The sequence below is a fragment of the Rheinheimera aquimaris genome (assembly GCF_020531985.1).
Taxonomy (GTDB): domain Bacteria; phylum Pseudomonadota; class Gammaproteobacteria; order Enterobacterales; family Alteromonadaceae; genus Alishewanella; species Alishewanella aquimaris.
In genome coordinates this window covers 754,642-768,353 of sequence record NZ_JAJAVQ010000002.1, presented here as the reverse complement: position 1 = coordinate 768,353, position 13,712 = coordinate 754,642, and the positions used below count along the sequence as shown (strand labels likewise).

The 13,712-nt window shown below is 49.6% G+C and carries 11 protein-coding genes; 2 read left to right on the top strand and 9 right to left on the bottom strand.

Annotated elements, in window-relative coordinates:
- Positions 1-46: 46 nt before the first annotated feature.
- The 5 genes from LHL18_RS19780 to LHL18_RS08350 all read right to left on the bottom strand — a co-directional run bounded on the left by LHL18_RS19780 (position 47) and on the right by LHL18_RS08350 (position 7,140).
- Positions 47-3,151, bottom strand: a complete 3,105-nt coding sequence (locus LHL18_RS19780) for a S8 family serine peptidase (protein ID WP_319004167.1) — start codon at positions 3,149-3,151, stop codon at positions 47-49.
- 249 nt (positions 3,152-3,400) lie between these two features.
- Positions 3,401-3,889 (bottom strand): PEP-CTERM sorting domain-containing protein, encoded by a 489-nt coding sequence (locus LHL18_RS08365; RefSeq protein ID WP_226766577.1) that lies wholly within the window; start codon positions 3,887-3,889, stop codon positions 3,401-3,403.
- Between the two features lie 225 nt (positions 3,890-4,114).
- Positions 4,115-5,140, bottom strand: coding sequence for an L-threonine 3-dehydrogenase (tdh, locus tag LHL18_RS08360; protein ID WP_226766576.1), 1,026 nt, complete (start codon positions 5,138-5,140; stop codon positions 4,115-4,117).
- A 15-nt stretch (positions 5,141-5,155) separates the two neighbouring features.
- Positions 5,156-6,352: a glycine C-acetyltransferase gene (locus LHL18_RS08355; protein WP_226766574.1), complete on the bottom strand. Its 1,197-nt coding sequence runs from the start codon at positions 6,350-6,352 to the stop codon at positions 5,156-5,158.
- A gap of 125 nt (positions 6,353-6,477) precedes the next feature.
- On the bottom strand, positions 6,478-7,140 hold the full coding sequence (locus LHL18_RS08350; RefSeq protein WP_134052373.1) for a TetR/AcrR family transcriptional regulator: 663 nt from the start codon (positions 7,138-7,140) through the stop codon (positions 6,478-6,480).
- A 119-nt stretch (positions 7,141-7,259) separates the two neighbouring features.
- Between LHL18_RS08350 and coaD the strand changes: the two genes are divergently transcribed.
- Together coaD and LHL18_RS08340 are read left to right on the top strand one after the other, a co-directional pair.
- On the top strand, positions 7,260-7,742 hold the full coding sequence (gene coaD / locus LHL18_RS08345) for a pantetheine-phosphate adenylyltransferase (RefSeq protein ID WP_264190108.1): 483 nt from the start codon (positions 7,260-7,262) through the stop codon (positions 7,740-7,742).
- Positions 7,739-9,136 (top strand): capsule assembly Wzi family protein, encoded by a 1,398-nt coding sequence (locus LHL18_RS08340; RefSeq protein ID WP_226766572.1) that lies wholly within the window; start codon positions 7,739-7,741, stop codon positions 9,134-9,136. The genes coaD and LHL18_RS08340 overlap by 4 nt, the downstream gene beginning before the upstream one ends.
- 29 nt (positions 9,137-9,165) lie before the next feature.
- Here the strand turns inward: LHL18_RS08340 and LHL18_RS08335 are convergent, their stop codons facing one another.
- Genes LHL18_RS08335 through nagB-II form a run of 4 tightly spaced genes read right to left on the bottom strand, consistent with a single transcriptional unit; the run spans position 9,166 to position 13,711 of the window.
- Positions 9,166-10,245, bottom strand: coding sequence for an acyltransferase family protein (locus LHL18_RS08335; protein ID WP_226766570.1), 1,080 nt, complete (start codon positions 10,243-10,245; stop codon positions 9,166-9,168).
- Positions 10,245-11,537: an N-acetylglucosamine MFS transporter NagP gene (gene nagP / locus LHL18_RS08330; RefSeq protein ID WP_134052381.1), complete on the bottom strand. Its 1,293-nt coding sequence runs from the start codon at positions 11,535-11,537 to the stop codon at positions 10,245-10,247. The genes LHL18_RS08335 and nagP overlap by 1 nt, the downstream gene beginning before the upstream one ends.
- A 34-nt stretch (positions 11,538-11,571) precedes the next feature.
- The gene (gene nagA / locus LHL18_RS08325) at positions 11,572-12,690 is read right to left on the bottom strand and encodes an N-acetylglucosamine-6-phosphate deacetylase (RefSeq protein ID WP_226766568.1); all 1,119 of its coding nucleotides are present in this window, start codon (positions 12,688-12,690) and stop codon (positions 11,572-11,574) included.
- 22 nt (positions 12,691-12,712) lie between these two features.
- Positions 12,713-13,711 carry a glucosamine-6-phosphate deaminase NagB-II gene (gene nagB-II / locus LHL18_RS08320; RefSeq protein ID WP_134052386.1) on the bottom strand — a complete coding sequence of 333 codons (999 nt, stop codon included), beginning with the start codon at positions 13,709-13,711 and terminating at the stop codon, positions 12,713-12,715.
- Between the last annotated feature and the right edge of the window lies 1 nt (position 13,712).

Sequence of the window (13,712 nt, the reverse complement as noted above, 5' to 3'; positions counted from 1 at the left end):
TTTTTACATACTGTGCAGCATCACACAGCTTTCTTCATATCATCAGTTACTGATTAGCAAACACTTCAATCAACGTTGATGAATGTTCAATACCATCCGCATCTTTAAATGATGCCACACCCAGGTAAGGCAATGGACTGGCTGTCAGGTTAGACGTCATCACCGTAACAATGTTTGACCGGCCCATAATAGCCCGTGGGCTGGCAACAATGCGGGTAGTGCTTTCCTGAGCATCAACAATCCACAGTGGCATAGTGTATTCAGCCTCTGTCGCACCCAGCAAGTCATACGCATGTACAAACACCAGATAGAAGTCACCCGCTGCGTCATTTGCTGCCGGAGCAGGGTCGCGTAGCGTCACTACCTCATTACCACCTGACGCTGCAGAAGAACCTACTGCTGAACACGACAGCGCTATGCAGCGGTAAACATACAGGTCAAGGTCAGCACCCGGTACAGAAGCCAAAGCTTCATTCAAACTGAAACGGGCTACCCGGGTCCCTTCAGGCACCAGGAAGGCATGGAAGCCTAAACCAGGTTCATTAAAACTAAAGGTCCGATCCGGGTCTTGAGTCACAGTGCGGGTTGAACCAAACGGTGCACTGACACCTACCACCGAAGCGCTGGTAGTGCCACTGTAGCGCATATCAACCTGGAAGCTTAAACGACCAGATTTCGCTTTAACCTCACCGCCAATTACAGCAGGTGCCACTATGAGTTGCGGCGATTCTACTTTAATAGCAATAGGGCTGCGTACACTATGCACACCGTTAGACCAGGTAATAGCACCAAATACCCACTGGCCGATGGTTGCATTAGCGTTAGGTGTAAATTTCACACCATAAGCCACTGATGCATTGGCAGCCACCGTCATCTGATTAGCACCGTCGTTGGTAATAACTTCAACATCAACACCGGCAGGCGCTTCAACAGTTGCGGTATATACCGAGCCAGAGCCACTAACATCTGTTACCACACGGGTCAGCGTTTCGGCACCGGTTAACTCAGCTATCGCCATAGATGGCAGGTTCAGCTGGCTTGGGTCAGTGTCGTAGCCGGCGGCTTCAAACTGGGCACAGGTAGAGCCTGTGGTATTAACGACAAAGCTACTGTTGCCGATACCGCACAGGAACGCAAAGTAGTCGTTGTTGGCAATATCGTAGGTCAGACCTGGTTGCGTAGCCTTATTAGGCACTGCATGACCAGCACCAAAATCAAACGGATCGGCCGGCGTAACGCCGTTTTCCTTGGTGACATTTTGCCGCGCTGTAGTCATCAGCGCTGATTTCACCATAGCTGCAGACCAGTCTGGATGCACTTCTTTTACCAACGCTGCCATACCTGCAATATGCGGGCTAGACATTGATGTACCCTGCAGGTAGGTAAAGCTATTACCTGGCGGAGCTAACATAGGCTGAGAAGACGCACCCGCCAGAATTTTCACACCAGGTGCGGTGATATCAGGCTTGATCACGTCAAAAGTGGACAGGTTGGGGCCGCGTGACGAGAAGCCCGCCATAATATTACCCACTTCAACCACATCATCAACGAATACTGATGGGCTCATTTTAACATTGACCACACCGCCACCAGTGATTTCAGCATTAAAGGCACTGCCTGCTGCCAAAGTTGTCATCACTGCCGGAATGCCAAAGCTACCGGTTCCGCCCATAGGAATAGGCGCAACGGCAGAGTTGTTATACACAATCACGCCAGCCGCGCCAGCTGCTTCTGCTGCTGCAATTTTGATATCAAAACTACAGGTACCGCGTTGAATTAACGCAAATTTGCCTGCAATTTCAGCAGCATTTGTTAGCTCAGCACATGCCAGCAATGGTTCTGCAACAACAACATCGGCACTGATATCACCTGTCTGGTTAAGAGGAGTTGACGTTACACCCTCTACTGCAATATAGGTTCCCTGCAGTGGGCCAGCAGTCACTTCGATACCGTTAGCGATGCTCAAACCATCATAAGTTGATGCTGCTACCGTAGTTACCCAGGGTGCTGGCGTACCGATGGTGCTTGCTGTCGGGCCATCGTTACCTGCAGACACTGACACAAATACACCTGCCTGAGCAGCACGTAATTTAGCCGCAGCTGATACAGTCGTCAGGTTGGTTCTGTCACCACCGATCGAATAGTTAATGACGTCTACGCCATCAGCCACTGCCTGATCAATCGCCGCCATAGTGTCGCCGTAGAAACAGCCACGCTCGTTTACGCCTTCAGGGCTTACGTAATCACTGTTCCAACAGGCCTTATACATAGCGATACGCGCGCGTGGAGCTATACCGGATACAGTAGCCACAGGTGTGCCATTAAATACCGCTGTAACGCCTTCATTACCACCAGCAGTCGAGGATACGTGAGTACCATGGTTATCCGCGTCACGGGGTGAAATAAATTCACCAGGCTGAATTTCATACACACTTTCAAAAGTGCTCTTGAAATAGCGCGCACCGATCAATTTGTTATTACAGCTAAATTCCGGGTCTTCACCCACGTCACAGGTGCCGTTCCAACCGGCCAGCGGCGCGTAAGAGCCATCATCAGCAAAGCTTGGATGCTCTGGCCAGATACCGCTATCGACAACACCGATAACCACATCTTCACCTTTAACACCCAGTGTGTGCAGGCCATCAGGTGAGCTGGTTAAGCCTAAAAACGCTGGCGTATTGGACGTCGTCATCTGCTGCGCTTCGTCACGCCATACACCCGCAACATTCGGGTGATTACGCAACGCTTCTGCCTGAGCAGCTGTCATCTTGGCTGAAAAGCCGTTAAAAGTGTGGGTGTAAGAATAGATCAGTTTATCAGCACCGCTTTGCGCCGCCAGATTCTGATGTAACGCCTTCAGGCTTTTGGTATAGGTTTGCAGCCTTGACGATGATGAGTTATAGCGGTTCAGCGCCCGGGTAACAGACTGACGCGCTGGCATCAGTTCGCCTAACTCCTGTGCTTTTTCGATGCCGGTTTTACCTTTTACCTGCACAATATACGGGGCGACTCCGGCATCAACAGCTTCTTGTTTTAATAATGCCGGGTTTATCTGAACTTCATAAGGGTTATTCATTTGCTGGGCGTGCGCTACGCCCGCTGCGACCGCTACCGCAAGGGCGGTTCTGGTCATAATTTTGGTAAGTTGCATGCTCGTTCTCCGTTTATTTTTATCTTTCGCAACACGTATTTTTTGCCTGCAAAGCAGCATAACAGCCGGGTTAATGCTAAAGAGTGGCAGTATGTTTTTACGTCACTGTATAAAAATCAGACACCTTCTTTTAACTATCCCAGACCAAAGCCCAGCTTTAACGACCACAGCATACAGATAACAAATATTTACAGCTGTAATGTTATTGATAAAAAAGCTGACACTTTAGCGCTTAACAGAGTTAACAGCTTAAACACGGCGACGCAGTAATAAGCCACCAACACTGGCTAACAGTAAAAACATAGTGCCTGGTTCTGGTACATTGACTGACGCAGCGCTTAGCACAAAGTTTGTGTCAACAACGAAGTCACCAGCTGTAGTAAAGACATCCATATAACCAAAGTCAGTATCCCAGAAACCTTGGAAAGCCAATATGTTACCTACATCTGAAACGTCAAAGGTCAGGAAACTAAAGCCTGCAAATAAATCTGACGGGTCAAACTCAGCAACGAAGAGTGCTGCGAAGGCTATATCAACACCAAACAACTGGAAAACCTCCCACTCAAGCACATTCCCTTCTTCGTCAATATTATTAATATCTACCGACAAGGTGCCCAACAGTGAACCGTCTTCAAACAGAAAATCTTGCGTAATAATAGGTGTGGCCTGTGCGGTTTGAGGTAAAGCAAAACTGCTTAACACTACTGTCGCAACAGCAAATAGTATGGACTTCAACATGGATATACCTCTGAATATTGTTATAGATTGTGTTTTTGCAAAAACTTGCAACATCTGTAATGCATAAACCAATCCAACAAAAAATTCAGCTTTATATCAGCATATTAGGCCAATTCAGTTCGGGTCCTGTGTTAGAGCCCAATCTTGATTGAAAAAAAAACCGACAATAAAAAAGCGAACCTCAGTTCGCCTTTTTATCATCGGTGTAGTGTGCGGTTTTAATTGTCAGTACCAGTTTAGTACCACTTTACCAGACTGCCCTGAGCACATAATGTCAAAGCCTTCCTGAAAACGTGACACTGGCATTTCGTGCGTGATCATTGGGGACAAATCAAGTCCGGACTGAATCAAACTGGCCATTTTGTACCAGGTTTCAAACATTTCACGGCCGTAAATGCCTTTAATGATAAGGCCTTTGAAAATAACCTTGTTCCAGTCAATTGCCATATCAGAGGGTGGAATGCCGAGCATGGCAATTTTACCGCCATGGTTCATGGTGTCGAGCATACTGCGAAACGCTGCCGGTACGCCTGACATTTCCAGGCCAACATCAAAGCCTTCGGTCATGCCCAGCTCTTTCATGACATCTTTAAGGTTTTGCTTGCTGACATCCACGGCACGGGTGGCCCCCATTTTCAGCGCCAGCTCTAAGCGGTACGGGTTTACGTCGGTAATAACCACATGGCGGGCACCAACATGCCGCGCTACTGCTGCTGCCATAATACCGATAGGACCGGCACCGGTTATCAGCACATCTTCACCAACTAAATCGAACGACAACGCAGTATGCACCGCGTTACCGAAGGGGTCGAAAATAGCTGCGATGTTGTCCGGAATATTGTCCGGCAATTTAAACGCATTGTAGGCCGGGATCACCAGATATTCGGCAAAAGCGCCCGGGCGGTTAACACCAACCCCGGTGGTGTTGCGGCATAAATGCACACGACCTGCGCGGCAGTTGCGGCAGTAACCACAGGTAATATGGCCTTCGCCTGACACGCGGTCACCCACTTTAAAGCCGCGCACCTCAGAACCCATACCCTCGACCACACCGACATATTCGTGGCCTACTACCATGCCGTGAGGAATAGTATTTTGTGCCCATTCGTCCCATTTATAAATGTGCACATCGGTACCACAAATAGCGGTTTTTCTGATGCGGATAAGCACATCGTTTGGCCCGACTTCCGGCTTATCGACTTCGGTTTGCCAGATGCCGGGTTCTGCTTTTAATTTTGCTAATGCTTTCATCTTTACGCCCCGCCCTTATGCGATCACGCCCATGTCTTTACCTATACGGATAAAGGCATCAATTGCCTTGTCCAGTTGCTCTTTACTGTGCGCTGCAGAAATCTGGGTACGGATCCGGGCCTGGCCTTTAGGCACCACCGGGAAAGAGAAACCGACCACATAAATTCCCTCTGCCAACATACGTTTGGCCATCTCGGCAGCGACTTTGGCGTCGCCCAGCATCACCGGGATAATGGCATGGTCTTTCCCTGTCAGAGTAAAACCGGCGGCTGACATTTTCTCGCGGAAGTAATCGGCGTTCTGCCATAACTTTGCTCTTAAGTCGTCGCCTTGCTTTAACATCTGAAGTACTTTGATCGACGCCGATGCTATCGACGGTGCCAGCGAGTTTGAGAACAAATAAGGCCGTGAGCGTTGGCGCAGCCATTCAATCACTTCTTTCTTACCAGAGGTATAACCGCCTGATGCGCCACCCAGCGCTTTACCCAAAGTACCGGTAATAATGTCCACTCTGTCCATCACACCACAGTATTCATGTGTGCCGCGGCCGTGTTTACCGACAAAGCCGACTGCGTGGCTGTCATCTACCATCACCATGGCGCCATATTTATCAGCCAAATCGCATACGGCTTTTAAATCAGCAATAACACCGTCCATTGAGAACACACCGTCGGTCGCAATCAGCTTAAAGCGTGCACCATCGGCTTCAGCCTGTTTTAGCTGAGCTTCAAGCTCGGCCATATCATTATTGGCATAGCGGTAACGTTTTGCTTTGCACAACCGCACGCCATCGATAATGGACGCATGGTTTAATGCATCGGAAATAATGGCGTCTTCAGCACCAAGCAGCGTTTCAAATAAGCCGCCGTTCGCATCAAAACAAGAGGAATATAAAATAGTATCTTCTGTGCCAAGAAACTCGCTGATGCTCTGCTCCAGCTGCTTGTGAATATCCTGAGTACCACAGATAAAACGCACTGACGCCACACCAAAACCATGGCTGTCCAGGCCGTGTTTCGCGGCGGCGATAAGATCAGCATGGTTTGCTAACCCCAGGTAGTTATTGGCGCAGAAATTCAGTACCTGCTCGCCGCCAACATCGACACTGGCTTGCTGCTGCGACGTAATAATACGTTCTGCTTTGTATAAACCTTCTGCTTTAACATCATCTATTTGTTGTTGTAGGTGTTGCAGAAAAGCGCTGCTGCGCATAAAGCCTCCTGTTACGGGGTAGAGAGAACAGAAAAAACGGCGCTATTGTATAGCTAATATCGGTGCTGTGCAGGGGTTTTGCTCAATTGGCGCCGCTGCTCAGACCTGCTGCTGTCAAGTTTAGCCTACAACAGCTGAACGTCGCCGGCGAGCGCCTCATAATGTTGTTGCAGCCGGGTAATACGCGGTTTTGCCTGCACCGTGGCGTATGGTTTGAACAGTAGCAGTACTTTTAAAACCCCCTTATAAACACTGGCCTGATCAATATCTTTATCCGGTGCCTGGGTTTTCAGATAACTGATCCAAAACGTAACCAGCAACTTAATGCTATGAGCCAGGTCAGTAATATCTTCGTCATCAATATCAATAATATCAGATTGTTTCAGGGCTTTAAGCACTGCAGTAACACGCATTAGCACGCCTTGCTGTACCTGTTGATAGTCCTGCTGTAATGCCGGGTCCCGCGATAAAATATCCGGCAAATTGGCGTAGAAGAAATGAAACCGCCACATCAGCTCAAACACGGCATCCAGATAATTTGCCAACGTATCCAAAGCCTCTGCTTTATCAGACGGCGGCTTAATTTTAGTTTCCAGTAACTTGGCGTACTCTTTAAAAATCTGCCGTACGATGTCTTCTTTATTACGAAAGTGGTAATACAAATTACCCGGACTGATGCCTAAATGAGCAGCGATATGGTTAGTGGTAACCTGACGTTCACCGACCTGATTGAACAATTCTATGCTGGCTTGCAGAATTTTATCTTTGGTTCTTAACTTCTTTTCCATCTGCGAAACAGGCTTATGGTTAGCGAATTTAATTTGCTATAGTAACGCCAAATTGACTAAAAACTCTAGTCACAGCTTGTACCAGGCTTTTGCCCTTACCCAGGAATGCCGACAACATAATGAAAATAAAAGCAATTTACCCAGGCACTTTTGACCCACTGACCAACGGCCATGCCGATTTGGTGCAGCGCGCCGCCCGTATGTTTGACACCGTAATAGTGGGTGTTGCCGCCAACCCGAGCAAACAACCGCTGTTTACGCTGGAAGAGCGCGTCGCGCTGGCACAACAGGCATTTACCGGCATCAGTAATGTTAGCGTGATTGGTTTTTCCGGCCTATTGGCAAAATTTGCCGAGGATAACGCCGCCCAGGTGCTTATCCGCGGTGTCAGGGCGGTGGCTGATTTTGAGTACGAATTCCAGCTTGCCAGCATGAACCGGCAACTTAACCCCGCGCTGGACAGCATTTTTATGACGCCGTCAGAAAAAAATACCTTTATCTCTTCCACTCTGGTCAAAGAGGTTTGCCGTCACGGTGGTGATGTTTCCAGCTTTGTCCCGGTCCACGTAGAAACAGCGCTTAAAACCAGACTGAACGTATGACAAAAAAACTTTCAATGGCTGCAGCCTTGCTCTGCACGGTGCCAGCTGCGGCTGCGCCCTGGGTTGATACCACAGACAACTACTTGCGCCAGTCACTGCAGACTCTGGCGCATGCCGGCGTAATATCCGGCCCGGTGAATACCTACCCGCTGATGTGGAAAAACATTGTCGCAGATTTAGCATCCGCCCAGGAGCAGCCAACACCAGAGTTAGAATTTGCGCTGGCGCATGTACGTTCTGCACTAAACGCCAGTCAGAAAAATTATATTGCGGGCATGAAGGTAAGGGGCAGCAGTGATCCGTCATTGTTTCAAAGCTTTGGCGAAACCTATGTTGAAAAAAGTGCTGTCAGTTTGTTCAAAGAGTATCTTGGTGATGGTTGGGCCGCAAAAACTCAGGTTAATTACCGCCAAACAGAAAATGGCAGCACTGAACAGGATTTGACTTACGACGGCAGCTATTTAGCACTGCTCACCGGTAACTGGGTGCTGGCGCTGGATCAGCAACCTATGTGGTGGGGCCCGGGGCAGCAAACCGCTTTGCTGGTAAGTAATAACGCCCGCCCTATTCCATCAATAAGACTAAGCCGACACAGCTGGCAGCCCAGTGAAAGCGCTCTATTCAGCTGGCTAGGGCCCTGGAGTTTTACCACGTTCATTGGTCAGGGTGAACACAACAGCCTGCCGCGGCAAATCAAGTATTTCGGTGCCCGCTTCAGTGCCCGTCCGCACCCCCAGCTGGAGCTTGGGTTGTCCCGTATCAGCCAGTGGGGCGGTGATACATTGGACAACGGCTTAGATGCTTTTACCGACATGCTGCTGCTTGACGACAAGATGAACTCAGACAATATGGCAGCGGTTGATCTGACATTTCATACCAGCTTGTTTGATCGCCCGTTCAGTTTTTACACCGAACTGGCAGACGATAACAACGGCGGCAACCTGAGCAAACCGCTGCAGTTATATGGCGTAAGAACATTTTTTGGTCACTCCAGCGCTGTTCACACGTTAAATCTTGAATGGTCTGATACTTATATCCGCTGCGAAGATGCATTGACTGCCGGCCACTGTGCCTACGAGGGCGATATTTACCCCCAGGGCTACCGGCGCTACGGCAGAGTAATAGGCAGTGGTTATGGCAGCGATGCACGTGTATTGTCAGCCGGTTACCGGTACCAGACATTTGAAGGCTACAGCTGGGCTGTCAGTGTACTGCGCGGTGAGTTCCTGGCCGCCAGTTCAGCGTTAAAGAACTGGCAGTTACGGCTGGAATACCGGCAGCCGTTTTTCAACGGTTTACTCAGTATTGAAGGCCGGGTATTTGATAAATCACCGCAGCCCGAGCTGGAAATAAAACGCGGTAGCATAGCCGCTACCTGGGAATACCGTTTCTGACACGTTAAATATTATTATCTGCCTGCAGACTACAGGCGGATAATAATATTACGCTGATATAGCACACGCGATAACCACCAAAACCACAGTACATGCAGCACGGCAAACAATAACGAAGCCTGCTTTGGTGCCAGTACGGTAGTAAGTAGCTCAAAACTGTACTGGTATAAATTGCTATCGCCTGCCGGGATAAGTGACAGACAGACCGCCCACAGCCACGACAAAATATAGATAAATAGAGGATTGGTGCCGTAAGTAATAAGCGGCTGTACCAGCGCACGTTTTGCCAGCACATCTGAAACCCATACCAGTACGGCCAGTATCAGCAACATAATAGCGCTGGAAAGCAGTACGTAGCTGCCGCTCCATAAGGCTTTATTCACCGGCCAGAACATACTGCATAACCAGGCGGCAATGAACAACACCGTAGCACACTTAACCAGCCACAGCGCACCAGCTTTGGCACTGTGCTGAACAAGGTTAGTCGCGACATAGTACCCCACCAATACTGAGACAACCGCTGGCAAAGTGCTGAGTAACCCTTCCGGGTCAAAAGAGATACCAAAACCCTGATAAAGATGGTTCGGCCCAAACAGCAGCATATCCAGCTTTAACACAGCATTACCCGCCAGACTAAAAGGCTGCCCGCTGCCAAAAATAAGCAATAACATCCAGTACAGCACAAGCAGCGCTATGCTAAGAAGCGGTATATAACGCACCTTAATCAACAGCACCAGCGGCGCTGCCAGCGTATAACACAAGCCTATACGCTGCAGTACACCCGGCAGTCGCAGTTCAGCAAGCGGTTTGGTAAAAGGAAACCAGTTCAGCAAAATGCCGATGGCCACCAGTAGCAGGCCGCGCTTAACAATACGCTGCACGGTAGCCGGTGTCAGGCTGGCATGGCGCAGAGCATAAAACATCGCCGCGCCGACGACGAATAGAAATGCCGGAAAGACAATATCGGCAAAGGTGAAACCATCCCAGGAAGCGTGCAGCAGCGGGCTATAAACGTGCTGCCAGGATCCCGGCGTATTCACCAGGATCATCAGCGCTATAGCCAACCCACGCAGTGCATCTAATGCATAAAAACGTGAGCTGCTTGCCATTATTTCCAGCTTGTCATCTTATGGCCTTTAAGCGCATAAAACAGAATAAACAGATAACATGGCAACATAACGATATAAGCGCCCTGCTGCCCCAGTCCCGTGCCACTGGCCAGCCCCCAGAACAAGGGCCCAAAAGCACCGCCGGCAATCCCCATGATGAGCAGTGCTGAACCGGTGCTGGTTAATGCACCTAAACCGGACAACGCCAAAGGCCACACCGCAGGCCAGACAATGGCATTAGCTAATCCAAGTACAGCGATGTACAGTAAGGTGTCAGGCAAAGCAGTGCCACCAAAAGGCACAAGCAGGCTGTTTGCCAGAGCATAAGATGAAGTATCTCCCAGTACTATTGCCAGCACCAGCACTACACCTAACACGGCAGATACCGCCAGCGCAGTTTGCTGCGACAGTACCCGCGGAATTAAAACTATGCCCAGTACATAACCCAGCACCATACAGCCCATAGTGTAAGAGGTCATAACGGTATAACGTTCAACGCCCAGCGATAACGCAAATAAACCTATAGTATCGCCAGCGATCACTTCTACTGCTACGTAAACAAATAGTGCCAGTACACCCAAAGCCAGACTTGGTCTTGCCAGTGCTGCTTTTATCTGCATTGCATTGTTATTGTCTGCGCTTTCTTTTTCCAGCTCTGGTAACGGCGAAAACTTGACCGCCAGTGCCAACAGCCCTAAAAACGCTGCCAGCCCCAGATAAGGCACCACTAAAGCAGATGCCATTTCATCTATCTGTGCTCCCGTCAAAGCGGTATCCGGCGAAGCAACAAAGCTATTGGCCATTAGCGCCGTAAATACCACAGGTGCAACCACACCTGCAGTTTTGTTTAAAATACCCATGATACTGATACGCACAGCTGCCGTTTCTTCCGGGCCAATTTTAACCACATAAGGGTTAACCGCTGTTTGCAGCAATGTCTGGCCGGTACCGATCACCAGTTGAGCCAGTAAAAACAGGGCAAAAGTTTGCGTTTGTGCCGCCGGAATATACAACAGACCAGCCAGCATCATGGTTGCCATACCCAGCGCCATGCCACTTTTATAACCCACTTTACGGATAATCCATGCCGATGGTAGCGCGGTAAAGGTGACGGCAATGTAGAAGGAAAATACCACTAACGACGCCTGAAAAGGTGTCAGCATAAGCATCTGCTTTAAATACGGCATAAGCGAACCGTTCAGCCAGGTGGCAAAACCCAGCACGAAAAACAATATCGCCACTATTGCCATAGGTATCACACTGCTGCGACTTTTGGCTTGTTCAGCTGTCATTTCCATTTTCCTTCCCCGTTTGTTTTTATCATTGTTATTTTGCGTTAAAGACAGGCTCACCCTTTATCCAGCTTTGCCGGACCTGCCAGTTATCATCTAGCAGCACTAAGTCAGCCTGCGCACCGGCGACAATACGGCCACCATTACGACAAGACAGAAATTGCGCCGGATATAAAGACGCCATCCGCAACGCTTCAGCCGGACTAACGGCCAATACCTGCACCGCGTACTTTACTGCAGCAGCCATATCTAACACCGAACCGGCCAGGGAGCCGGCCTCGTTAGTCAGCTTACTGCCTTCACGTATTACTTTGCCGGTAAAGAAATCAAATTCTGTGTCATCAGTTCCTACCGGTGACATCGCATCTGTCACTATCATCAGTTTGCCGCGTGGTTTAGCTGCCAGCGCCACTTTTGCCGCAACCGGGTGCATATGATGACCATCAAAGATAACGCCACACCAACTGTCTGGGTCGCTAAGTGCTACCCCAACCATGCCAGGCTCACGTGATGTAAGCGCAGACATCGCATTGTATAAATGTGTAAAGCCCGTGGCGCCCGCAGCCAGAGCCGCCTGCACTGTCGCGGCATCAGCATTAGAATGGCCAAGGCAAACGATGACATTAAGTGCCGTTAATTCACGGATCTGGGCCGGCGTAATATTTTCCGGCGCGACGGTAATCAGCTTAATACCCAGATCAGCGCGGCCATAAATAGCCATTTCGGCCGCACTCAAACCGCGGATGTGCTGTTGTGGATGCACGCCTTTTTTCGGCACAGACAAATGAGGGCCTTCAAAATGCACACCAATAATGCCCGGCTCTTTCTCTGCAATGGCTGACGCTATGGCGTCGGCAGCCTGCTGCATCACACTGACGCTGTCAGTGATCACAGTAGGCAGCATTGCGGTGGTACCAAAGCGGGCGTGGGCCTGCATCATAGTGCGTAGCGATTGCCGGTTCGGTGCGGTGTTAAATAACGCCCCACCGCCACCATTTACCTGAACGTCAATAAAACCAGGCACTAACAGCCCAGGCTGCACCTTACCGCTGGCTGGAGCGACGGCGTGCACAACACCATTGTTTATGCTCACGCTGACATTTTCAAACCATTGTTCACCGTCAAATAACCGGCTGACACTTAACTGCTGCATTTGCTATTACCGTATAATTGCATTAAACCGTTTTTGTCACTTTATTCAGGCCGGGAGGCGCATCCGGGTTTATGCCGCGGCTACGCGCAACCACCTCTACATCCAGATAAAAGCGCTGCAAAATCAGCAGTGGCAGAACTCTGGCTTGCGCCTCTACACCTTTGTGATGTAACTGCACTATTGCCGCACCGCGGCCGCGAACGTCTTCGATCTGATTACGATGTGCAGCCAGGCTTTCATCCTCAACTGTTACATCAACAATGGCGAACTGATTTTTTACCAGCGTCACAGGCCCGTGCAAAAATTCTGCACTGGAAAAAGCTTCAGCATGAATACCACAGACCTCTTTTAATTTCAGTGCGATTTCACGAGAAATGGCATAACCAAGCCCACGGCCTAACACAACCAGATGCGCAACTTTTTCCAGCGCTGCTGCATTCAGTTGCTGCGGCAATTCGATAGCTTGCTCCAGGCTTTGCGGCAATTGCTGCACTGCCTGCTGCAGTGGCTGATTGCCAGACCAGACAGATACCAACTGTAAAATAGCACTTAACGTCGCCAGATAACTCTTCGTTGCAGCAACGGCTTTTTCTGCCCCTACATGCAGCGGCAGCGTATAGTGCGCCTGCTCAGCCAAAGGTGACGTCGTATCATTGACCAGTGCCACCACCATAGCGCCACTGCGTTTTGCCATCTCTACCTGTGCCAGAATATCCGGGCTGCGGCCGGATTGCGAAATGACCAGCACCAGAGCATCTTTTAGCTGCAGTGATTTGTTATACACACTGGCAATAGACGGAGCAGCGGCGGCCACAGGCAGACCTATTTCAATTTCAATCAGATATTTGGCAAACACACCTGCATGGTCAGATGAACCACGGCCAACCATATAGACAAATTTAGGTGCACGCTGGCGAATTTGCGCCACCACCTGCTCTACCGTGGCGGCATTAGCAGCCAATTGCTCTGCAATACGTTTTGGCGCCTCTGCAGCCTCCAGAGCCATAATACTGTTGCTCATT

Excerpts from the sequence above, each read along its gene's own strand:
- LHL18_RS19780 (WP_319004167.1), bottom strand. The coding sequence starts at position 3,151 with ATGCAACTTACCAAAATTATGACCAGAACCGCCCTTGCGGTAGCGGTC.
- LHL18_RS08365 (WP_226766577.1), bottom strand. The coding sequence starts at position 3,889 with ATGTTGAAGTCCATACTATTTGCTGTTGCGACAGTAGTGTTAAGCAGT.
- tdh (WP_226766576.1), bottom strand. The coding sequence starts at position 5,140 with ATGAAAGCATTAGCAAAATTAAAAGCAGAACCCGGCATCTGGCAAACC.
- LHL18_RS08355 (WP_226766574.1), bottom strand. The coding sequence starts at position 6,352 with ATGCGCAGCAGCGCTTTTCTGCAACACCTACAACAACAAATAGATGAT.
- LHL18_RS08350 (WP_134052373.1), bottom strand. The coding sequence starts at position 7,140 with ATGGAAAAGAAGTTAAGAACCAAAGATAAAATTCTGCAAGCCAGCATA.
- coaD (WP_264190108.1), top strand. The coding sequence starts at position 7,260 with ATGAAAATAAAAGCAATTTACCCAGGCACTTTTGACCCACTGACCAAC.
- LHL18_RS08340 (WP_226766572.1), top strand. The coding sequence starts at position 7,739 with ATGACAAAAAAACTTTCAATGGCTGCAGCCTTGCTCTGCACGGTGCCA.
- LHL18_RS08335 (WP_226766570.1), bottom strand. The coding sequence starts at position 10,245 with ATGGCAAGCAGCTCACGTTTTTATGCATTAGATGCACTGCGTGGGTTG.
- nagP (WP_134052381.1), bottom strand. The coding sequence starts at position 11,537 with ATGACAGCTGAACAAGCCAAAAGTCGCAGCAGTGTGATACCTATGGCA.
- nagA (WP_226766568.1), bottom strand. The coding sequence starts at position 12,690 with ATGCAGCAGTTAAGTGTCAGCCGGTTATTTGACGGTGAACAATGGTTT.
- nagB-II (WP_134052386.1), bottom strand. The coding sequence starts at position 13,711 with ATGAGCAACAGTATTATGGCTCTGGAGGCTGCAGAGGCGCCAAAACGT.